Source organism: Dietzia sp. KRD202, from assembly GCF_017168155.1.
GTDB lineage: Bacteria > Actinomycetota > Actinomycetes > Mycobacteriales > Mycobacteriaceae > Dietzia > Dietzia kunjamensis.
This window is the reverse complement of record NZ_JABFAN010000006.1, coordinates 209,990-231,021: the sequence shown is the minus strand read 5'-3', so window position 1 is coordinate 231,021 and position 21,032 is coordinate 209,990. Positions and strand designations below refer to the sequence as shown.

The 21,032-nt window shown below is 70.1% G+C and carries 14 protein-coding genes and 1 tRNA gene; 4 read left to right on the top strand and 11 right to left on the bottom strand.

The annotated features are described in order from the left end of the window. Positions 1-21 precede the first annotated feature (21 nt). The 3 genes from J1M64_RS04070 to J1M64_RS04060 all read right to left on the bottom strand — a co-directional run bounded on the left by J1M64_RS04070 (position 22) and on the right by J1M64_RS04060 (position 3,737). Positions 22-1,251, bottom strand: a complete 1,230-nt coding sequence (locus J1M64_RS04070; RefSeq protein ID WP_307872363.1) for a PQQ-dependent sugar dehydrogenase — start codon at positions 1,249-1,251, stop codon at positions 22-24. Positions 1,252-1,475: 224 nt separating this feature from the next. After that, complete coding sequence (locus tag J1M64_RS04065; RefSeq protein ID WP_206472990.1) at positions 1,476-2,381, bottom strand: MaoC/PaaZ C-terminal domain-containing protein; 906 nt, start codon at positions 2,379-2,381, stop codon at positions 1,476-1,478. 6 nt (positions 2,382-2,387) lie between these two features. Beyond that, positions 2,388-3,737: a 3-oxoacyl-ACP reductase gene (locus J1M64_RS04060; RefSeq protein ID WP_069389503.1), complete on the bottom strand. Its 1,350-nt coding sequence runs from the start codon at positions 3,735-3,737 to the stop codon at positions 2,388-2,390. 121 nt (positions 3,738-3,858) lie between these two features. Here J1M64_RS04060 and J1M64_RS04055 point away from each other — a divergent pair, with 121 nt between their 5' ends. Both J1M64_RS04055 and J1M64_RS20310 read left to right on the top strand, forming a co-directional pair. Beyond that, positions 3,859-5,172: an acetyl-CoA C-acetyltransferase gene (locus J1M64_RS04055; protein ID WP_120286449.1), complete on the top strand. Its 1,314-nt coding sequence runs from the start codon at positions 3,859-3,861 to the stop codon at positions 5,170-5,172. Positions 5,173-5,367: 195 nt separating this feature from the next. Beyond that, on the top strand, positions 5,368-7,308 hold the full coding sequence (locus tag J1M64_RS20310) for a VanW family protein (protein ID WP_206472989.1): 1,941 nt from the start codon (positions 5,368-5,370) through the stop codon (positions 7,306-7,308). A 180-nt stretch (positions 7,309-7,488) separates the two neighbouring features. Here J1M64_RS20310 and J1M64_RS04045 read toward each other — a convergent pair whose 3' ends face one another. Both J1M64_RS04045 and ppsA read right to left on the bottom strand, forming a co-directional pair. Next, complete coding sequence (locus tag J1M64_RS04045; RefSeq protein WP_120286447.1) at positions 7,489-9,327, bottom strand: acyl-CoA dehydrogenase; 1,839 nt, start codon at positions 9,325-9,327, stop codon at positions 7,489-7,491. 191 nt (positions 9,328-9,518) lie between these two features. Further along, the gene (gene ppsA / locus J1M64_RS04040) at positions 9,519-11,849 is read right to left on the bottom strand and encodes a phosphoenolpyruvate synthase (RefSeq protein ID WP_206472981.1); all 2,331 of its coding nucleotides are present in this window, start codon (positions 11,847-11,849) and stop codon (positions 9,519-9,521) included. A gap of 103 nt (positions 11,850-11,952) precedes the next feature. Here ppsA and J1M64_RS04035 point away from each other — a divergent pair, with 103 nt between their 5' ends. Beyond that, positions 11,953-12,984 carry a methyl-accepting chemotaxis protein gene (locus J1M64_RS04035; RefSeq protein WP_206472979.1) on the top strand — a complete coding sequence of 344 codons (1,032 nt, stop codon included), beginning with the start codon at positions 11,953-11,955 and terminating at the stop codon, positions 12,982-12,984. Between the two features lie 77 nt (positions 12,985-13,061). On the opposite strand, the gene J1M64_RS04030 is transcribed toward J1M64_RS04035, so the two are convergent. The 6 genes from J1M64_RS04030 to J1M64_RS04005 form a co-directional block, all read right to left on the bottom strand. After that, a complete protein-coding gene (locus J1M64_RS04030; RefSeq protein ID WP_206472977.1) occupies positions 13,062-14,354 on the bottom strand; it encodes a CdaR family transcriptional regulator in 1,293 nt (430 codons plus the stop codon). Positions 14,355-14,414: 60 nt separating this feature from the next. Next, positions 14,415-15,833, bottom strand: a complete 1,419-nt coding sequence (locus J1M64_RS04025; RefSeq protein WP_206472975.1) for an NAD(P)/FAD-dependent oxidoreductase — start codon at positions 15,831-15,833, stop codon at positions 14,415-14,417. A gap of 4 nt (positions 15,834-15,837) precedes the next feature. Further along, a complete protein-coding gene (locus J1M64_RS04020) occupies positions 15,838-17,718 on the bottom strand; it encodes a DUF3556 domain-containing protein (protein WP_206472972.1) in 1,881 nt (626 codons plus the stop codon). Between the two features lie 61 nt (positions 17,719-17,779). Further along, a complete protein-coding gene (locus J1M64_RS04015) occupies positions 17,780-19,237 on the bottom strand; it encodes an AMP-binding protein (protein ID WP_307872362.1) in 1,458 nt (485 codons plus the stop codon). Between the two features lie 216 nt (positions 19,238-19,453). Continuing rightward, positions 19,454-19,524: transfer RNA gene (locus J1M64_RS04010), tRNA-Gly, on the bottom strand. Between the two features lie 77 nt (positions 19,525-19,601). Then, positions 19,602-19,856 carry a hypothetical protein gene (locus tag J1M64_RS04005; RefSeq protein ID WP_206472968.1) on the bottom strand — a complete coding sequence of 85 codons (255 nt, stop codon included), beginning with the start codon at positions 19,854-19,856 and terminating at the stop codon, positions 19,602-19,604. A gap of 217 nt (positions 19,857-20,073) precedes the next feature. Between J1M64_RS04005 and J1M64_RS04000 the strand changes: the two genes are divergently transcribed. After that, positions 20,074-20,925 (top strand): hypothetical protein, encoded by an 852-nt coding sequence (locus tag J1M64_RS04000; protein WP_307872361.1) that lies wholly within the window; start codon positions 20,074-20,076, stop codon positions 20,923-20,925. Positions 20,926-21,032: the final 107 nt, after the last annotated feature.

Sequence of the window (21,032 nt, the reverse complement as noted above, 5' to 3'; positions counted from 1 at the left end):
GTCGGGGCCGGGGCGGGGTTGTCAGCCTGCTGCGGGCCGGACGCGCAGGACCTTGTCCGTGCCGCCACCGTTGGAGGTGGTGACGAGCAGCGACCCGCCGGGCTCCGGGGTGATCGATCGCAGGCGGCCGCGTTCTCCTCGCAGGATCGCTGCGGTCGCGGTGACGGAGGTGCCGTCCTCGGACAGCGTCATGAGGACGATCTGGCTGGTCTTGAGCATTGCCACCGCCAGGGCTCCGTCCCACTCGCCCCACGCGGGGTCGTCGAGGAACGCGATCCCGCCCGGGGCGAGTGTCGGGTCCCCGGATCGCCACGCCGCCTCCACCGCATCGGGGAAGTCGCGGGTGTCGGTCATCGGTACGTTCTGGTCGTACCGGCCGCCGGCGTCCGGGTCCCATCCGTAGTTGGACCCGGCGAGCACGAGGTTCACCTCGTCGTCGACGTCCGGCCCGTGCTCGGCGGCGACGATCTGGTCCGAGTCCGGCCGCAGGGCCAGCCCCTGCACGTTGCGGTGGCCGTACGTCAGGACGGGGGAGTCGCCGATGGTGTCGTCGGCCGGCTCGCCGTCGCGGGTGATGTGCAGGATCTTGCCCGAGAGCGACTCGGGGTCCTGGGGCGCCGGGCCGGTGAACGCATCGCCCGTGCCGATGTACAGAGTGCCGTCCGGGTGGACGAGGATGCGGCAGCCCGAGTGCAGGCCCCGGTCGGCCAGCAGGATGCCGTCCACGAGAACCCGGGGCGACTCGAGGGCGGACCAGTCCTCGGTGGCGGTCCAGGAGGTGACGCGGTTGTCGTCCGCATCGGCCGAGGAATGGCAGGTGTACACCTCGCGGCTGGTGGCGAAGTCCCTTGCCAGTGCCATCCCCATCAGGCCGCTCTCGCCCCGGTCGTACAGTTCGCCGAGGTCCGCGTCGACAACGGTCCGCTCCCCGCTCCCGCGGATCGCGTACAGGGTGCCCGAACCCCGCTCGCCGGTGACGATGACGCCCTCGGGGTCGCGGACGACGTCCCAGGGGATCGTCAGCCCGTCGGCGACCGTCTCCACCTCGACGACGGGGCCCTGCGTGGCAGGGTGCCCGGGGGGCTGCGACCCGACCGGGCCGGCGCCCGGGGCGCCACCGGAGTCGGTGCCGCCGGAGCCGACGCCATCCGGGTCGCCGGTCGTCGAGCAGGCGGTGAGCGTGACGACCACGGCCACCGCCACGAGGGCGGCCGGCCGGGCGAGGAGGCGGGGGAACTCGGTGCGGTGCACAGCTACTCCTGGGCCGGGGTGAGGGGATCCGGTAGGGCTCCCCCCTGCGGCCGAACCTATTCGACGCGCGGCCCGCGCGACACCGGATCTCGGCCCGGCGGGTCCGGCCCGGTGGGTCCATCCACCCAACGACAAGAGCGTCCCGCACACCTGCCTCTCGGGCGACGTGTGCGGGACGCTCTTCTCGACGACGGAGCCCGGTCGGGCCGCGTGCCGGGTGGGGCCTAGAACTCCTCGATGCTCGCGGTCGCGTGCACGGTGCCCAGCTTCTTGGGATTGCGCACGGTCAGCGACCAGGCGGGATCCCCGGCGCCGCCGCGACGGGCGTAGATTCCCAGCTTGGCCGGCAGGATCACGGGCTTGCCGAACTCGACCGAGTAGCGGGCCCGCTCGGGGATCCCGCCCTCGACCGTGCCGAGGAGCGTGGCGGCCGTCCACATGCCGTGGGCGATGACGTTCGGGAAGCCGAACGCCTTCGCGCCCACCTTGGACACGTGGATGGGGTTGCGGTCCCCGGACACGGCCGCGTACTCCGCGATCTGCGCCTCGGACACCGACTTCACGACGGTGGGGTCGCCGATCTCGGCTGCGGTCGGCGGCTCGGGCTTCGGCGGGCGCGGGGCGTCCTTGGCCGGGGTCAGCGAGGTCCGCCGCTTCGAGAGCAGGCCCGACCGTTGCACCCAGGCGGGCTCGTCGTCGTCACCGGTTCGGATCTCGGTGACCACGTCCAGCAGCAACCCGGCGGGGTGCTCACGCAGGTTCTCGGCGTGCGCCCGGATGTTGAGCTCGTCGCCGACCCGCAGCGGGCGGCGCGATTCGATCTCGTTGGTCAGGTGCACCGACCCCATCGCCGGCACCGGGTAGTCCGGATCCAGCATGAGCTGCATGCTCAGCGGGAACGCGAGGGTGAACGGGTAGGTCAGCGGCAGTTCGTCCGTCAGTCGCAGGCCGCAGACGCGGGCGTAGGCGGCCAGGTTGGCCACGTCCACGCGCACGCCGGCGACCTCGACGCCCCTCGACGGCATGGACTTACCGTCGCGGGAGCCGCCCACGACGGGCATGGCTCCCACCGCGGCCTTGCCGTACTGGGCGAGCAGATTGGGGATGGCGGGAAGGCGGGTGTACTCCACGTCAGATCACGCACCCAGCAGGGACTGGCCGCACACGCGGATCACGTTGTTGGTGACCGTGGACGAGGCGGGGTTGGCGAAGTAGGCGATCGTCTCGGCCACGTCGACCGGCAGACCGCCCTGCTGCATGGAGTTCATGCGACGGCCGGCCTCGCGGGTGGCGAACGGGATGGCGGCCGTCATCTGCGTCTCGATGAAGCCCGGCGCCACGGCGTTGACGGTGACGTTCTTCGAGGCCAGCTCGGCCGAGGCGCCGTTGACGAACCCGATGACACCGGCCTTCGAGGCTGCGTAGTTGGTCTGGCCGCGGTTACCGGCGATGCCGGCCATCGAGGACACACCCACGACGCGCGAGCCCTCGCCCAGCACGCCTTTCTCGGCGAGCTCGGCGGTGATGCGCTCGGGGGCGATGAGGTTGACGGCCATGACGGAGTCCCAGCGGGCGCTGTCCATGCCGGCCAGCGTCTTGTCACGGGTGATGCCGGCGTTGTGGACGAGCACGTCGACGCGGCCGTCGTGACGCTCTGTCACGTGCTTGGCCAGGACCTCGGCGGCGTCGGCGGCGGTGACGTCCAGCGGCAGCGAGGTGCCGCCGACCTTGTTGGCGGTGGCGGACAGTGACTCGCCGGCGGCCGGGATGTCACAACAGATCACGTGCGCGCCGTCGCGGGAGAGCACGGCCGCGATCTCGGCGCCGATACCGCGGGCGGCGCCGGTGACGACGGCGAGCTTGCCCTCGAGCGGGCGGTCCCACGATGCCGGGGCGGTGGCCGAGCCGGCCCCCACGCGGAACACCTGCGCGTCGACGTACGCCGACTTGCCGGACAGGATGAACCGCAGGGTGGACTCGAGTCCGGAGGCTCCCGCGTCGGCGTCGGGGGAGACGTACACGAGCTGGACGGTGGAGCCGCGCTTCATCTCCTTGCCGAGCGAGCGGGTGAAGCCCTCGAGCGCGCGCTGGGCGATGCGCTCCTCGACCGAGCCCGTCTCCTCCGGGGTGGTGCCCAGTACGACGATGCGGCCGCTGGCGGCGACGTTGCGGACGACCGGGTTGAAGAACTCGAACAGGGCCTTGAGGTCCTCCGGGCGACGCAGCGAGGTGGCGTCGAAGACGAGACCGGCGAACTTGCCCTCGGCGCCCGCGGCGGCCAGCTCGTAGTCGCCGGCCAGCATCTCCCGGACGGGCTCGGCCAGGCGGCCCTCGCCGCCGATGAGGACGGGACCGTGCAGGGCGGGCTGCCCGGCCTCGTACCGGCGCAGCTGCTCCGGCTGCGGGAGGCCGACCTTGCCGGCGATGAACGACCCCGGGGCCGAGGTCACGAACTGCGAGTAGAGGTCGAGGTTGCCCTGTGCCATGGCGATCATCTCCTGGAGAGGTGGTACTACGGGTCGACAAATAACTTACTGCTGAGTAACAATACGTGCAGGGCCGCGTTTCGGGCCACCGGACACCGAGAACACAACGGGAGTGACACACGTGACCACCAGCCCCCGCAAGGTCGCCATCGTCGGCGGCAACCGAATTCCCTTCGCCCGCTCGAACGGCAAGTACGCGGACGCCTCCAACCAGGACATGCTCACCGCCGCGATCGACGGACTGGCCAGCCGCTACAACCTCCAGGGCAAGCGCGTCGGGTCGGTCGTCGCCGGCGCCGTGCTCAAGCACTCCCGCGACTTCAATCTCACCCGCGAGTCGGTGATCGGCTCGGTGCTCGACTCGGCCAGCCCGGCCTACGACGTCCAGCAGGCCTGCGGCACCGGCCTGGCCGCCGCGATCCAGGTGGCCGACGCGATCGCCCTCGGGCGTATCGAGTCCGGCATCGCCGGAGGCACCGACACCACCTCGGATGCGCCGCTCTCGGTGAACGACGACCTGCGCAAGACCCTCATCAAGGTCAGCTCCGCCAAGTCCACCGTCGACCGCCTGAAGCTCCTCGGTGAGATCCGCCCGCAGGGCCTCGTGCCCGAGCAGCCGCAGAACGCCGAGCCGCGTACCGGGCTGTCGATGGGTGAGCACGCCGCCATCACCGCCCGCGAGATGGGGGTGACGCGCGCAGACCAGGACGCGCTGGCCGTCGCCAGCCACCACAACCTCGCCGCCTCCTACGACTCCGGGTTCCAGGACGACCTGGTGACGCCGTACCTCGGCGTGGCCCGCGACGACAACATGCGGCCCGACTCCTCCGAGGAGAAGCTGGGCAAGCTCAAGCCGGTCTTCGGCAAGCGCGACGCCGAGGCCCACGGCACCGAGGCCACCATGACGGCCGGCAACTCCACCCCGCTGACCGACGGCGCGTCCACCGTGCTGCTGGCCAGCGAGGAGTGGGCGAAGGAGAACAAGCTGCCGGTCCGCGCCTACCTGGTGGACTCGGAGACCGCCTCGGTGGACTTCGTCCACGGCCACGACGGTCGCACGCCCGACGGGCTGCTCATGGCCCCCACCTACGCGGTGCCGCGGCTGCTGGCCCGCAACGGCCTGACCCTGCAGGACTTCGACTACTACGAGATCCACGAGGCGTTCGCCTCGCAGGTGCTGGCCACCCTGGCCGCGTGGGAGTCCGAGGAGTACTGCACCGAGCGTCTGGGCCTGGACAAGGCCCTGGGGTCGATCGACCGCTCCAAGCTCAACGTCAACGGCTCGTCGCTGGCGGCCGGTCACCCGTTCGCCGCCACCGGCGGCCGCATCCTGGCCGCCGCGGCCAAGCTGCTCGAGCAGAAGGGCTCCGGCCGGGCGCTCATCTCCGTCTGCGCCGCGGGCGGCCAGGGCGTCACCGCGATCGTGGAGCGCTGACCCCCGCACCTCGTCCACCTCGCCGCGGGCTCGTCCCGTGAGTCCGATGAGTGCAGCCCCCGCGTCCGGCGCGGGGGCTGCACTCATCGGTATCGGTCCGTCATAGTGGTGTTCACAGTGGTTCGGGCGGGGACGTCCCCGGCCGGCGGCCCGCGGGGTTCCGCCGTCCCCCGCTCGGGAGGAGGTGGATGACGCGTGGTCGAGTCCCACGATGACGACACCCCGGCACGCCCCGTCGCGATCGAGGGCGCGGGCCCGCACCCGGCTGCGTCCGACCGACATCGGTACCGGGTGCGGTCGCGGTGGATCTACACCGGTGTGGGCCTGTTCATGGCACTCGCGGTCCTGTACGGCTTCGATCTCGTGCACAGCATCGGCCGGGTCCCGCGCGGGACGGAGGTCGCCGGCATCCAGGTGGGCGGGATGCGGACCGCCGACGCCGAACAGCGACTGATCGCCGAGCTCGGACCGCGGGTCGACGACGAGGTGGATCTGCGCGCCGGGGCCGTGTCGACCACGCTGGACCCCGACTCGGTCGGCCTGTCGGTGGACTGGCAGGGCACGCTCGACCGGGGCGGTGAACAGCCCCTCAACCCGCTGAAGCGGCTGATCAGCGTGGTGTGGTCGACCGAGGTCGGTATCGCCAGCGTCATCCCGGACGCACGGCTGACCGATTTCCTCGAGCGCCTCGCCCTCCAGGCGGACTTCGAACCCCGCGAGGGCGCCATCTGGTTCGACCGGGATCAGGTCCGCTCGGCCATCCCGCTCGACGGGCAGCGCCTACAGATCGAGAACTCCCGCGACGCGGTGCTCGAGCACTGGCTCGACGACGACGGAGTGGACCTGCCCGTCGACTACACGCCCACCGAGACCGACGCCGAACAGGTGCGGGCGCTGATCCGGGACGTGGCCGAGCCCGCCGCCTCCCGGGACCTGACGCTGCTGGCCTCGCGGATGCGCGACGACGGCACCGAGCCGGCGACCACCACCGTCACCACCAGGCTCCCCGCCCCGCCACCGGGCCCCGGGCGCGAGCGGCCCGAGCCCCCCGAGCGGGAGATCGAGATGGTCGACCCGGACGACCCGGGCGCGGTGCCGGTGCTGTTCCCCCGCGACCGGATCGGGGAGTACCTCAGCTTCGTCCGCGAGGGCGACGTGCTCGAGCCCCGCTTCGACGCCGACGCCGCCAAGGGGATCCTGGACCCGCTCCTGGAGGAGACCGAGCAGGTGGGCAGGGACGCGAGTTTCGAGTTCAGCGGGTCGAACGCCACCATCGTGCCCGCGGTCCAGGGACGCACCGTCGAATGGGGCCCGCTGCTCGGTCGGCTGCCCGGGCAACTCACCGACGTCGACGGCCCGCGTGTGCTCCCCGTCGGCTACGTGGGCCGCGACCCCGAGCTGACCACCGCGGAGGCCGAGCAGGCCGGCATCCGCGAGCCCGTCGGCCAGTTCACCGTGGCCGTCGGCGCGAGCGGACAGGCCCAGTCGATGATCGCCTCGCTGGCCGGGCACTTCATCCCGGCAGGCGGGAGCTTCTCCATGGCGGAGGTCGCCGGCACCGTCTCCGGAGACGTGTCCGCCGACGCCGTCGCCACCGCCCTGTTCAACGCGGCGTTCGAATCCGGCGCACAGGACCTCGTCCGCAGCTCCCGCGGTGTCGACGGCGACGCGTTCCCGGCGGGCCGCGATGCCACCGCCTCGGCCGACGTCGGATTCCGAAACGCCCAGGACACCGGCCTGGTGATCGATGCCTCGGGTAGCGGCAACTCGGTGACGGTCCGGCTGTGGGGGACGCCCGAGTACACGGTGAGGGTCTCGACGGCCCCCCGGACCGACATCCGGCGGGCCCAGACCCGGGTCGTCAGCACGGCCGGGTGTACCCCGAGTCCGGGCGCAGACGGGTACACCGCCCGCGTGACCCGGGTTGTCCTGCGCGGCGGCGACACCGTGAGCACCGACACCGTGTCGTCGAGCTACGCGCCGCGAGACCGGATCGTGTGCCGGGCCGAGACTCCGGAGGACGACGATCCCACCTCGTCGCCGCCACCACCGCCGCCCCCGCTCCCCGGACCCGGTGACCCGATCCGGATCCCGGGCCTACCGGAGTTCCGCATTCCCGGCGTACCCGGCAACTAGAGCGCCGAATCCGCTACCCGGATTCCGGATCCGCTACTCCCATCGGCATAGCGGATCGGGAATCCGGGTAGCCGATTCGTGGGGGTGGGCCGCCCGCGTCCGGCGAAACGAGTCGATCCGCCGCCCGGGCAGGGGCGGCGGATCGACGGTGGGGACCCGGTAGGGCCCGTCAGGTGGGGATCAGAACGCGGACTCGTCCAGCTCCATCAGCTCGTTGTCGAGGTCTGCGACGATCGCGCGGGTGGCGCTGATCAGGGGCAGCTCGTTCTTGGCGAACCACCGGGCGGCGGCGATCTTGCCGTTGTAGAAGTCCTTGTCGTCGTCGGACGCCCCGTCCAGCGCGCCGAGGGCGACCTCCGCGCCGACCAGGAGACGCCAGCCCATCATGAGGTCACCGAACGCCATGAGGACGCGCACCGAGGCGAACCCGACCGTGTACAGGCGCTTGGGGTCGTCCTGCGAACCCATGAGGTGATCGAAGCACGTGCCGATCATGGCCTCGACGTCCGCGAGGGCGGTCGCGAGCAGCTCGCGCTCGGCCGCCAGCCGGCCGCCGCACGCGTCGCTGTCCAGGAACTGCTTGATCTGCGCCGACACGTGGCCCACGGCGGTGCCGCGGTCACGGGCGATCTTGCGGAAGAAGAAGTCCTGGGCCTGGATCGCGGTGGTGCCCTCGTAGAGGGAGTCGATCTTGGCGTCGCGGATGTACTGCTCGATCGGGTAGTCCTGCAGGAAGCCCGACCCGCCGAACGTCTGAAGCGACTCGGTGAGCAGCTCGTAGGCGCGCTCGGAACCGACGCCCTTGACGATCGGCAGCAGCAGATCGTTGACCCGATGGGCCAGCTCGCCGTCGGCGCCGGAGACGCGCGCGGCGGTCTCGACGTCCTGGTGGGCCGCCGTGTACATGTACACCGCGCGCAGACCCTCGGCGAACGCCTTCTGGCGGATCAGCGCACGTCGCACGTCCGGGTGGTGGGTGATGGTGACGCGCGGGGCGGTCTTGTCGGCCATCTCGGTCATGTCGCCGCCCTGGACACGCTCCTTGGCGAACTCGAGCGCGTTGAGGTAGCCGGTCGACAGGGTGGAGATGGCCTTGGTGCCGACCATCATGCGCGCGTGCTCGATGACATCGAACATCTGACGGATGCCCTGGTTGAGCTCGTCGCCGCCGACCATCCAGCCCTTGGCGGGCACGCCGTGACCGCCGAAGGTCAGTTCGCAGGTCGTGGAGACCTTGAGGCCCATCTTGTGCTCGACGCCGGTGACGAACACCCCGTTGCGCTCGCCCATCTCGTTCTTCTCGAAGTCGAAGTGGAACTTCGGCACGAAGAACAGCGACAGGCCCTTGGTGCCGGGGCCGGCGCCCTCGGGGCGCGCCAGGACCAGGTGGAAGATGTTCTCGAACATGTCGTCGGAGTCGGCCGAGGTGATGAAGCGCTTGACGCCCTCGATGTGCCAGGAGCCGTCGTCCTGCTTGATCGCCTTCGTGCGGCCGGAACCGACATCGGAGCCGGCGTCGGGCTCGGTGAGGACCATGGTCGCTCCCCAGCCGCGCTCGACGCAGGTGGCGGCCCACTGCTTCTGCTCCTCGGTGCCGTTCTCGTAGAGGACGGCGGCGAAGGCGGGGCCGGCGCCGTACATGAACGCCGCCGGGTTGGCCCCGAGCATCATCTCGCCGGTGGCCCACACCATCGCGCGGGGGGCCGGCATCCCGCCGAGCTCCTCCGGCAGTCCCATCGACCAGTAGCCGGCGTCGTACCAGGCCTTGAAGGACTTCTTGAAGTCCTCCGGGATGGAGACCGAGTGGGTCTCGGGGTCGAACACCGGCGGGTTGCGGTCGGCGGAGGCGAAGGACTCCGCGACCGGGCCCTCGGTCAGGGTCGCGACCTCGGAGAGGATTCCCTTGGCGGTCTCGGTGTCCATGTCGCCGAACTCGCCGGCGTCGAGTGCCTCGTTCATGCGCAAGACCTCGAACATGTTGAACTCGAGGTCGCGGACGTTGCTCTTGTAGTGACCCATGACGGTCTTCTCCGATCGACAGTGCGGTGCCGTGGCAATGGTGGTGCCCGGAAGGGTCGGTGCGGGGTGCCGCGGGCACACCGGAACCTACTCACCGGTAACAAAACTGATGCTAGTGCGTTGTCAGCAAACAGTCCAAGGTGAGGGAAGACTCTGATTTCGGCGCGGACCTGCGAGAGCGTGCCGCGCGGTCAGTCATGCCCGGGACGGGCGGCGGCCCGGGCGGCGTCGAGCAGGATGGTCCGCTCGGCCCGCGCGACGGTGCGCCGGGTCATCTCCGCGTAGTCCGGCGTGACGGAGACCGACGTGACCCCCTTCCGGACGAGGTGCTCGGCCATCCGGGGATCGGTCGACGCCGCCTGTCCGCACAGGGACACGGTGAGGCCGGACTCGTGGCAGCGGTCGATGATCTGGTCGATGAACGCGAGCACCGCCGGGTCCATCGAGTCGAACAGGTCCGCACACACCTCCGAGTCGCGGTCGACCCCCAACGTCAACTGGGTGAGATCGTTGGAACCGATCGATACGCCGTCTATTCCCATGGCGGCGTACTCGGGGATCCAGTGCACCACCGAGGGCACCTCGGCCATTATCCAGCGCTTGAGCCCCGTGTCCCGACCGATCGGATGGGCGTCGATGATGTCCAGACAGGCACGCAGTTCCCACCCGGTCCGGACGAACGGGATCATCAGGTGCAGGTTCCGGTGCCGCCGCCGCACCCGCTCGAGCGCGTCCAGTTCCAACCGGAACAGGTCAGGTTCCCGGGTGTAGCGGAAGCAGCCCCGGTAGCCGATCATCGGATTGCGCTCCTCGGCCTCCACCTCCCCTCCGAGCAGCCCCCGGAACTCGTTGGACCGCAGGTCGGTGGCGCGGTACACCACGGGCCTCGGATCGAAGGCGGCGGCGATGGTGCTGATCCCCGAGGCCATCCGCTCCACGTACTCTTCCGTCCTGCCCTCCGCGATGAGCCGGCGCGGGTGCAACCCCTGCAGAGCGCTGGTGATGAGGAACTCCGCCCGCAGCAGGCCGACGCCGTCGACGTCCATCGCCGCGACCCGCGCCGCTGCGTCGGGCGTCGCGAGGTTGACGTAGACGGCTGTGGCGGTGACCTCGCGTGTGCGCACCTCGGGAGCCGCACCGGCATCGGCGGGAGCCTGCGGTGCCGTGGCCGCGCGGACCTCTCCCGGGTAGACGACGCCGGCGGTGCCGTCGACGGTGATGGTCTGCCCGTCGGCGATGTCGGCGGTCGCCGACCGCGTGCCCACGATCACGGGACGCCCCAGTTCGCGCCCCACGATGGCGGCGTGACAGGTCACGCCCCCCTCGTCGGTGACGATCGCGGCGGCGCGCTGGAGGATCGGCAGCCAGTCGGGGTCGGTCATCGTGGCGACCAATATCTCGCCGGCCGCCAGGTTCACTCCGTCCGACAGCTCTGTCAGGACGCGTGCGGTCCCGATCGCGGTGCCGGGCCCGGCGCCGAGGCCGGAGACGATCGGCTCCACCGCATCCCCCGTGGCCCCGGCAGCCCCGCCTGCCTCCCCAGCCCCGGGATCGCCCGCACGCCCCGCCTCGGCGTCCAGAGTGGTGATCGGGCGGGTCTGCACGATGTACAGCTCACCGTCCTCGAACGCGAACTCGGTGTCCTGTGGTACGCCGTAGTGCTGCTCGGACATCACTGCGAGGCGGGCGACCCGCCGCACCTGGTCGTCATCGAGCACCCGGTCCAACTGCTCGGCCTCCGGAACGGGGACGAGCCCGTCGACCGTGCGGCCCGCGACGATCCGGGCGACCTTCCGGCCCACGTGCACGGTGAGGAGGTTCAGATCTGCCTTGGACACGACGTACGTGTCGGGTTCGACCTTGCCGCCCACCACCACCTCGCCGAGTCCGAACGCCGCCTCGATCACCACGCGGTCGACCTGGGAGGTGCGGGGGTCGGCGGTGAAGGCCACGCCCGACGTGTCGGAACGGACCATCTTCTGCACCACCACCGCGATCGACGGTTCGTCGTCGTACCCCGACACAGCCCGGTAGGTCATGGCGCGCGGCGTCCACAACGAGCACCAGCAGTCCTGAACCGCCTTGAGCACGGCCTCCTCGCCGACGACGTCCGTGTACGACTCGTGGATCCCCGCGAAGGAGGTGTCACCGGCGTCCTCCGCGGGCGCGGAACTACGCACCGCCACGGGGACGTCCGACCCCAGCGACCGGTAGTGCGCCACGATGTCCTCGCGCAGTCGCGGCGGCATCTCGACCCCGGCGACGGTGCCGCTGAACTCCGCCGCGAGGGACATCAGCTCCGCCTCGCTCATCCCGTCGGCAGGGACCCGGCCGTCGTAGAGGCGCGACCGGACACCGGCCGTCTCCATCGCGGCGAGGTAGGCCGACTGGCCGACCGAGAATCCCGGCGGCACGGGGAACCCCGCGCCCGTCATCTCCCCGAGATTGGCGGACTTCCCGCCGTACTCCGGTGCGTCCGCCAGCCTCAGCTCGGCGAAATCGGCGACCCATCGTGCGTCCATCGTTCGCTCCTTCGAGATCGCGGCCCGACCGGTCGGAACCGTCGCTGTCTCCATGGTGGGCGGACCGGCTGCCCGGTGTGGGTGGTTCAGGCACAATCAGCGCATGGCAGACATCCAGCTCCGCGTTCCCTCCGCCTCCTCCGTGGTGGGAACGGCGTTCCGTGTCGTGGAGTGGGAGCTGAGAATGGCCAGGGAGTTGCTCATGCTGCCCGCCCGCGTCCTCGTGCTACTCGCGGACGTGGAGGACGTGGTCGTGCGGATCCAGGACCTGCTCGACGAGGTCAGCCGCACCGTGCGGCAGATCGACGGGATCGTGGCCACCGCCGTCGACACGGTCGACGGTGTCCGCACCACGGTGGCCAGGGCCAACCGGGTCGTCGACGAGGTCGCCGTCACGGTGTCCGCCGCCGAGGGGATCGTCGGGCGGGTGGGCTTCGGGCGGGTGGGCGCGACCGTCGCCTCGGCCGAGGGGGTGGTGCGTCGCGTGGACGGCACGATCGACTCCGCCGAGGGGGTGGTGCGTCGCGTGGACGGCACGATCGACTCCGCCGAGGGCGTGGTGCGTCGCGTGGACGGCACGATCGATTCCGCCGAGGGCGTGGTCGTACGGGTGGGGAGCACCGTCGAGTCCGCCGAGGGCGTGGTGGCTCGAGTCCGGACGACGGTGGACACCGCCGACGATCTGGTCCTCGACGCAGGCGGGCTCATCGAACGGGTCGTCCCCCTCGTCGACTTCGCGGACTCCACCTTCGCGCAGGTCAAGCCGGTCGTCGAGGCACTGCTCGTGGACGCCGACCTGGACGTGGAGACCGCTCGTGTCGTGGCGACCCGGATGACCGAGGTCCTGGCGTGGGCGGACAAGACGATCCGACTGCTCGAGCCGATCGCCGACGACGTCCTCGAATCGGTCGACCCCGACGAGGTCAAGGCGGTCATCCAGTTCATCGACCACCTGCCGGCGCTGGGGGACACCCTTGAGAACGACGTCATGCCGGTCCTGGCCTCACTGGACACCGTTGCCCCCGAGGTCCATCAGATCCTCGAGGTGGCGCAGCAGTGCCTCGAAGCGGTCGCCGGCATCCCCGGGTTCCAGCTCCTGCGCCGCCGCGGTGGGGACAACGGTAAGGCCGACTGATCCGGCGCTCCGTCAACAGGGGCTCCGTCAGCAGGGGCTCCGGTGGGCACCGCGACGCCGCCCACGCGGGCGGGAGGTCACCCGGCCGGCGTGCCGTCGTCAGCGGTCAGGACCACGCTGCCCAGCACGTGGCAGAGGGCGAGAGCCAGGTGGGTGTCCAGGCGCCTGGCCCCCGGTTCCCGGCCCAGTTCGTGCTCGGCCTTGGTCAGTCGGTACTTGACGGTGTTGCGGTGCAGGAGTAGTCGGGACGCCGTCTCCGAGTAGTTCTCCGCCGAGTCCAGGAACACCCGGACGGTCTCCCGTTGCCTCGCCGCGTCGTCCGTGTCCCTCGCCAGGCCGCCGAGGACCTCGCGGATCCATCGCCGGGTGGACGCGGGGTCCTCGGCCAGTCGGGCGATGACGGGGATTCCGTCGTCCGCGTACGAGACCACGTGCGCCTCGTCGCCGGCGGACACCTGCGCGATCGTGCCGACGAGCGCTGCCTGTGTGCGGGTGGTGCGGAACCCCCCGACCCCGGCACCGGGCGCGCCGAAGGATATCCGGGCTGCGGGGCTCGCCGCGGCGATCGGCGCGAGGGCTCCCGTGTCGACGGCGAGGCGACGGCCCTCCATGCCGAACCAGGCCTCGGCCGTGGCGCGGCCGGTGGCGATCATCAGCGGCGGGCGGTGGACGCCGAGTTCCCCGGCCAGACTGTCCACGACGCTCTCGAGCAAACGTGACTGATCGGTGAACGCGCCGAAGTTGTCGATCCACACCCGGCACCCGACGTGCACCTGGTTCAGTCGGTATCCCGTCACCCGCTCGAACTCGGCGGGGTCGATGTCCTCCCCGTCGAGGACCCGGTTGACGATCGAGTTGATCGACCGCGCCGCCCGGTCGTGGGAGGAGCGCACCTCCTCCTCGTGTGCGGCGATGACGGTCCGGGTGATCTCGTCGACGTACTGGTACAGCCATCCGGCGAGGTGGTGGTAGAGCGGCAGCTTCTCGTGGTCCTCGCACTCGACCTCCTGCACCTGGTCGAACACATGGGCCACGAGACAGTCGGAACCGACGTGATAGGCCCGCCGCAGTGCGGCGCTCGAGACGTCCCTGCGGGCGAGCGCGACGGCGTAGTGCACCGCGTCGGGCAGGGGAGGCAGGTCGTGTGCGTCCTTGGTGTGCGACAGCATGTCGATGATGACCTCGACGTTGTTCGTCACGCTGGCGTGCAGAGCCGAGTGTGTGTCCTCGTCGGTGAGTTCGCCGATGGCGTCCTCGATGGCCGCGGTCATGCTGTCGGAGATGGCCGCGGTCCGCGAACTGAGCCTCAGACCTATGCGGCGGGTCAGTTCGCGGAGGCGCTCGGGATCCTGCGGTGTTGTGCTGAGCATGTGTGCGGGCGGGGTCGCGTCCGTTTCCGGGGCAGGTCCCGCCGTGTCCTTCCTGCGTGATCACCGTGTGGACAGGTACGACAGGGCGGAACGCGCGGCGTTCCACCCGGCCATCCCGTGGGCGCCCGCCCCGGGCGGGGCGGCCGCCGAGCAGATGTAGACGCCGGGTACGCCGGTCGAGTAGGGGTCGAGGGCGACGCGCGGCCGGAAGACCAACTGCCGGGGGTCGTTGGCACCCGTCACGATATCCCCGCCGACGTAGTTGGGGTTGTGATCCTCGAGTTCACGGGTCGAGCGCGTGTGGATCTGGTGGACGCGATCGCGGAACCCGGGGGCGAATCGCTCGATCTGGTCGATGATCGTCTGGGTGGCATCGCCCGTCCACCCCGCGGGTACGTGGGCGTAGGCGTCGACGGGATGCAGCCCGTTCCTCGCGCGGGCGGGGTCGGCGACGGACTGCTGGCCGACCAGGACGAAGGGCCGCTGCGGCATCTCCCCTCGGACGACCTGCCGCTCGGCTGCGGCGATCTCCGCGAAGGTGCCCCCCACGTGGACCGTGCCGGCCGACCGGGACGGCTCGTGGGACCACGGGATGCCGCCCTCGACCGCGAAGGCGACCTGGAACGCCGCGGGCCCGTGTCGGAAGCGGCGGTAGGCGCGGTCGACCCTGCGGGGTATGACGCCGGAGAGGATCCCGGCAGCGGCGGCAGGAGAGGTGTCGAGCATGACGATGTCCGGGTTGCCCAGCTCGCGGTGGTCGCGGACGGTGACCCCGGTGTCGATCCGGCCGCCGTACGAGGTCAACATCGACGCCATCGTGGTGGCGATCGTCGCCGAACCCCCCACGGCCACCGGCCAGCCGAACCGGTGTGCGGCCGTACCCAGGGCGACGCCGATCGCCGAGGACATTACCGAGCCGAGCGGGCGGAAGGCGTGTGCGGCGACGCCTCCGAACAGGGCCCGCGCCTCGTCGGTGTGCCACCGGCGGGCCAACACGCTGGCAGGCATGGCGGCGTAGGCCCCGAAGCGGGCGAGGACGAGGGGATGGTCCGGGACGTGCAGGAGGGGCTGGAGGAACTCCTCGGCGATCTGTGGGAAGCGTGCGGTGAGGGCTCCGAACATCCGTCGGTAGGACTCCCCGTCGTCGCCGAGTCGGGAGGCCGTGTGGTCCACCGACTTCCAGACCGCCGCACCCCTGCCACCGTCCAGCGGGTGCGAGTACTGGACCTCGGGGAGCGCCCACCGTAGGCCGTGGGCCTCGAGGTCGAACCGGCGGCTGAAGGCGGTGTCGACGGCGAGGGGGTGGAATCCCGAACACTGGTCGTGCAGCAGGCCCGGCGAGGTCATCTCGCCGGACCTGGTGCCGCCGCCGATGGAGTCGGATGCCTCCAGAACGGTGACATCGACTCCATCGGCGGCCAGTGTCAACGCGGCTGCCAGGCCGTTGGGCCCGCTACCGACGATGATCGCTGTGGGCATGAACTCAGCTCATCCCGACCGTGGACTCGTCGCGACCGCCCGCGGGGGACGTGTCCGTGAGCGGGCCCTCGGCGCCGGGGGAGGCGGGAACGCTCGCGGACGCCCGCTGATCGGCCGGCAGGTACTCCGGGTGGCGCCAGGTCACGGTGAACGGGATGGGCCCGTTCGGAAGCCACGGCTGCTCCGTGACCACGTCACGGACGTCGTAGTGGCCACGCTCGACGACCCCGAGGGCCGCGTCGATCACGCGGTACTCGATGGTCTTCTTGTGCAGTGGCTGGGACTCGGTCCAGACGCTGATGAACTCACCCGGCTCGAAGTTGCACCGCTTCTGCACCGCCGAGATCGTCCGCTCGTCGAACAGGTGCCCGTCTCCGAACTGCCACCCGGAGAAGAAGGTGCACAGCACCTCGCCCTCGCGGAACCGGTAGTTCTCCATGCTGTCCAGGACCGACGGCATGATCGACATGTGGCCGCGGCCCTGGGTGTTCATCATCCGGAACGCGGTGGTCTTCTGCAGGAAGATCTCGGCGCCCTCGGGGCCGAACAGCGCCGACAGCTGGTTGTGCGGGGACGTCATGGACGTCACGAAGGCCGGGTTGTCCAGCTTGGCCTCGCACCCGTTGTTGCGGAACGCCATCGTGGAGGAGGCCCAGTTGCCGGCGTACTGACGCATTCCGATGAGGAACGAGATCTTGTCGGGTCGGAAGTTGCCGACTATCGGGCCGGTCAGGGTGAGCACCGCGGCGACAACGACGACCCACACGCTGCTGGCGTCCCACAGGGCGTACCCGTCGCCGGCGAAGAAGCCGAGGAAGACCACCGGCGTCGCGAACACGTAGAAGAGGTTCCACTCCTGCGGCATGGCCAGCGCGAACATCGAGTAGATGAACACGTGGAAGCACATCATGAACGCGGCGGCCAGGACCGCGACCGTCCAGTTGGTGGTGAAGAGCAGGACGAGCGGGACGACGAACTCGACGATCGTGCCCATGACGTGCGCGGCGAAGAACGCCACCTTGGTGGGCATGAGGTCCTCGGGCGCGTTGCGGTAGAGCGACCGGCGCAGCGCCTTGGACTTGATCAGCGGGCCGTTGGTGAGCATCGTCTGCACGGTGGGCGTGAAGTGGACGCCGAGCTTGGAGATGAACGCGCCCCACCAGACCGCGAACATCGCGATCTTGGCGACGATGATCATGTCCACGTGGCCGGCGCCGAAGGTGGTGAGAACACCGAAACCGAGCATGATGACGGAGTACTGCTCGGGACGCGACGCCAGGAACGTGACCCTGTCCCGCAGACCCATCACCAGCTGGATCGCGACGAACGTGACGAACGGCCACAGCGGCACGAGTCCGGCCTCGCTGTAGGCGGCGGCGGTCTGCTGACCGGGCAGGACCAGGCCCAGTGCGAGGGTGGCGAGCATCGCGAAGTACAGCCCGACGTCGATGGCCTTACGCTCGTCCCCCTTGGTGAAGGGGATCTTGTCCGGCCAGGGCGGGAGCCGCAGCGTCCCGGTTCGCATCCAGTAGCGGTACCCGGCCGTGTTGGGCTTGAACTTGAACGCCAACGGGCCCCACGATTCGTTGAACCCGGTGGCGGACCAGAGGATCACCCAGATCATCGCCTTCTGGTAGACGATCACCTCGCCCCACCACGCGCCGAGGTCGGTCAGCGGGAGGCCGGGCGTGGAGAGCCCGATGATGAGCCAGCCGCCGAGGAAGAAGACCAGCCCCTTGACGAGGTACAGGGAGTGCATGATTTTCGGCGCACCGAATCCGAACTCCACCCAGTGGTGAGCGAGCAGTTTCATCCGTTCCATCGTGGGGATGGACTCGAACTTGGCCGGATCGACGTCCGGGACATCGGCTTGTAGAAACCCCATGGGGGACTCCTTCTCGGGTCGGGTTGAGGGAACGAGGGTTGAGGGAACGAGGGTTGAGGGGTCAGGCGACGAGCGAGGTGCGCAGGCGCGGTTTGTCGATCTTGCCGACCGGGTTCTTGGGCAGTTCCGCGGTGATCGTCACCTCGACGGGCACCTTCACCCGGGTGAGACGCTCACGGCAGTGTGCGATCACGGCGTCGGGTGTCAGCTCCACGTCCGGGTAGGGGACGACGAAGGCCACGGGGACCTCACCGAGCACGTCATCCCGGCGGCCGACCACGGCGACCTCGAGTACACCCGGCAGGCTGCCGATGGCGTTCTCGATCTCCTTGGGGTACAGGTTCTCCCCGCCGCGGATGATCATGTCCTTGAGCCGGTCGACGATGCTGAGGTACCCGTCCTCGTCGAGCCGGCCCACGTCACCGGTGCGCACCCACCCGTCGACGATCGTCTGCGCGGTGGCCTCCGGCATGTTGAGGTAGCCGGCCATCACGACGGCCCCGGTGATCAGTACCTCCCCGGTCTGTCCGGTGGGTACGTCGCGGAGTTCGTCGTCGACGATCCGGATACGTTGGCCGGGCAGTGCCGGCCCCACGGTCCCGGGCTTGCGCGGGCCGTCGATCGGATTGACCGCCGAGGCGCAGGTGGCCTCGGTCAGGCCGTAGCCCTCCAGGATGGGCACGTCGAAGAACTCCTCGGCCGCGGCGAGGAGCTCTCGCGTGGCCGGAGCAGCGCCGCAGACGGCGAACCGGAGCGAGGACATGTCCGGTCGTCGGCCCTCCGCCCTGGTGAGCAGCAGTGCGTAGATGGTGGGTACGGCGGAGAAGTAGGTGGGCCGGAGGTTCTCGACGGTGTCGTAGAATTTCTGGGCGTCGAAGCCGCCCATGATCGTCAGTTGCGCACCGACCTGGAGGGGAGCCAGGAGGCTGACCATCAACGCGTTCACGTGGAACAGCGGCAGGACCAACAGGCAGTGGTCGTCGGCGGTCATCCGCATGGTGTCGGCCATGGTTCGGGACATCGCCGTGGCGTTGGCATGGGTGAGCATGACGCCCTTGGGGCGCCCGGTGGATCCGCTGGTGTAGATCACCAGGGCGAGGTCGTCGTCCGCCAGGTCGACGGGGTCGAGCTGCGCACCGTCCCCCGACGTCCTTAGGTCATCGACGCTAATCGCCGGTCGCCCGCCGGAGGGGGAGTCGGCGGTGGAGTTCACGACGAGCACGGCGTCGGCGTCGTTGATCTGGTGATCGGCCTCGTCGTGGGTGAAGTTCGGGTTGATCGGGGTGGCTGCTGCGCCGAGGTACCACGCCGCGAAGATGGAGATCACCAGTTCGCTCCGGTTGGGGAGCATCACCGCGATCACGTCTCCGCTGGTGACGCCCTGTTCGCGGAACTGTGCCGCCACCGAGGTCACCGCCCGGTCGAGTTCGCGGAAGGACATCTGGGTCGCGTCGTCACGGATGCTGGGAGCGTCGCCGAAGCGTTCCGCGAGTGTTCGGGGGAGGTATCCGGGTTGCACATCTACTCCTCGTCGGCGACCTGTGTGATCTCGGACACTACGGAGATCGGGCGGGCCGCACATCGGTAGATGTGACGAACTTCACGTCCTGGTTAGTGCACGATGCACAATCGGAGAAGGTGGCGTCGGGGGCAGGCGCGGAGGGCCCGCTACAGAGAACTGCGGGGCACCTCGCTGGTGGAGGTGCCCCGCAGGACGGCCCGATTCGGGCAAGAGAGCCGATGACGGGAATCGAACCCGCGCTGTCTGCTTGGGAAGCAGAAGTTCTACCATTGAACTACATCGGCACCGATCTTCATCGGCAGTGCCTGCTGGAGGCGGCTTCAGGTTAGCACGAGCCCCGGTGGCCGCAGGCGCGGTGGGGTCACTTCCGGGCGGACTTGCGCTTGGCGCTCGTGGTCATCGGCCGCTTGGGCTGGTTGAGCGACGCGCGGGGGACGAACCCGAACGCCACGCCACCGATCACCGCCACCGCGATCGCGCCGATGATCCACGGTGTGACCGACCCGCCGCCGGTGATCCCCATCAGCACGATGAGTACGGCGACGCCGACACACACCCACGACCACTGGGTCCAGCGCCAGAAGTATCTCGAGGGCTCGTCCCTGATCTCGTCCATGGGCCCATTTCACCACGTCAGCGGGGGGCGGCGCATATCCGCCGAATGCTCTCGGGGGGTCGCCGGGCCGCGGGAGCGTCGGGATGTGGCAGGTCTCACGTGGTTTCGAGGGCTGGTTCGGGAACGAAACGGGCGTGCCATGCGCTGAACTGGAGGACAGTCCGATTTGTGCGACCGGGTGGCCGGTCCGCGGGCTCAGCCCTGCAGGAGGTGCGTGGTGGACGTGCACGAGGCCATGGAGCGGCCGATCGCCGAGCGGGTGCGGACGGTGCTCGCCCGCGGTGCGGCCGGAACCATCGAGGCCGGGATCCTCAGGCGGCCGCTGCGCTCGGCGCGCGTCCGGGACGACGGAGTGATCGTCCTGGTGGTCGACGTGGGAGGCATGTCGCGTGAGGCCGGTGACGTCGACCGGGTCGCGGCCGCCGGAGCCACCGCCACCGTCGAGATCGTCGACACCGTGTGTACCGGTCGGTGCCGGGGTTCCGCGCCGCGCCCGTCGTTCGCTCTCGACGGCCGCCCCGCGTCGTGTGGTGCGGGACGCGGAGGGGCCGGCGGTGGGGGGCGCGCTGCCGGGGGCGACGACGACGACGACTGCGCTGTCGCCCGGGGAGTTGTCACCCTCTCCGGAATCGTGACGGCCTCGTCCCCGGCGCGTCGGCGCAGGTTGGTCACCGCCGACGGGGGCGGGACGGGCCCGAACTCGGAGGGCGGGTCGCTCCGCCTGAGCGAGTTGCAGCCATTGGAGATCACCTACCTCACCGCGGACGGCGTCCACGTGGTGCCCCGGGCGTCCCTCGCCGCCGCAGCGGTCGACCCGATCGGCGTCGACGAGCAGGTCTGGCTGCACCGTCTCGCCGCCGACACCGGGCTCGCCTCCCGTCTCGCGTTGCGTGCCGGGCGGCAGATCGCGGGCACGGATCCGCGGATCGTCGCGATCGACCGGTACGGGGTCGACCTCCTCATCGGATCGACCGAGGGCGGGTTCCGCGACCTCGTCAGACTCCCGTTCGCGCAGGTCTGTGCCGATTCCGACGACGTTCTCGCCCAACTCTCGTCGCTGAGTCGGTGAATCACTTCACAAGAATTCGCTGAAAGCCCTTGCCTTTACAGGTAAGCCTTACCTAAGTTAATCGCTGCGGGTAGTCACGTCCCCGCTCCGGTGTTTTCCGTTCCGGC

What these genes read in the sequence shown, in the direction of transcription:
- J1M64_RS04060 (WP_069389503.1), bottom strand. Translation starts at nt 3,737, where the DNA reads ATGGCACAGGGCAACCTCGACCTCTACTCGCAGTTCGTGACCTCGGCC.
- J1M64_RS04045 (WP_120286447.1), bottom strand. Translation starts at nt 9,327, where the DNA reads ATGGGTCACTACAAGAGCAACGTCCGCGACCTCGAGTTCAACATGTTC.
- ppsA (WP_206472981.1), bottom strand. Translation starts at nt 11,849, where the DNA reads ATGGACGCACGATGGGTCGCCGATTTCGCCGAGCTGAGGCTGGCGGAC.
- J1M64_RS04035 (WP_206472979.1), top strand. Translation starts at nt 11,953, where the DNA reads ATGGCAGACATCCAGCTCCGCGTTCCCTCCGCCTCCTCCGTGGTGGGA.
- J1M64_RS04030 (WP_206472977.1), bottom strand. Translation starts at nt 14,354, where the DNA reads ATGCTCAGCACAACACCGCAGGATCCCGAGCGCCTCCGCGAACTGACC.
- J1M64_RS04025 (WP_206472975.1), bottom strand. Translation starts at nt 15,833, where the DNA reads ATGCCCACAGCGATCATCGTCGGTAGCGGGCCCAACGGCCTGGCAGCC.
- J1M64_RS04020 (WP_206472972.1), bottom strand. Translation starts at nt 17,718, where the DNA reads ATGGGGTTTCTACAAGCCGATGTCCCGGACGTCGATCCGGCCAAGTTC.
- J1M64_RS04005 (WP_206472968.1), bottom strand. Translation starts at nt 19,856, where the DNA reads ATGGACGAGATCAGGGACGAGCCCTCGAGATACTTCTGGCGCTGGACC.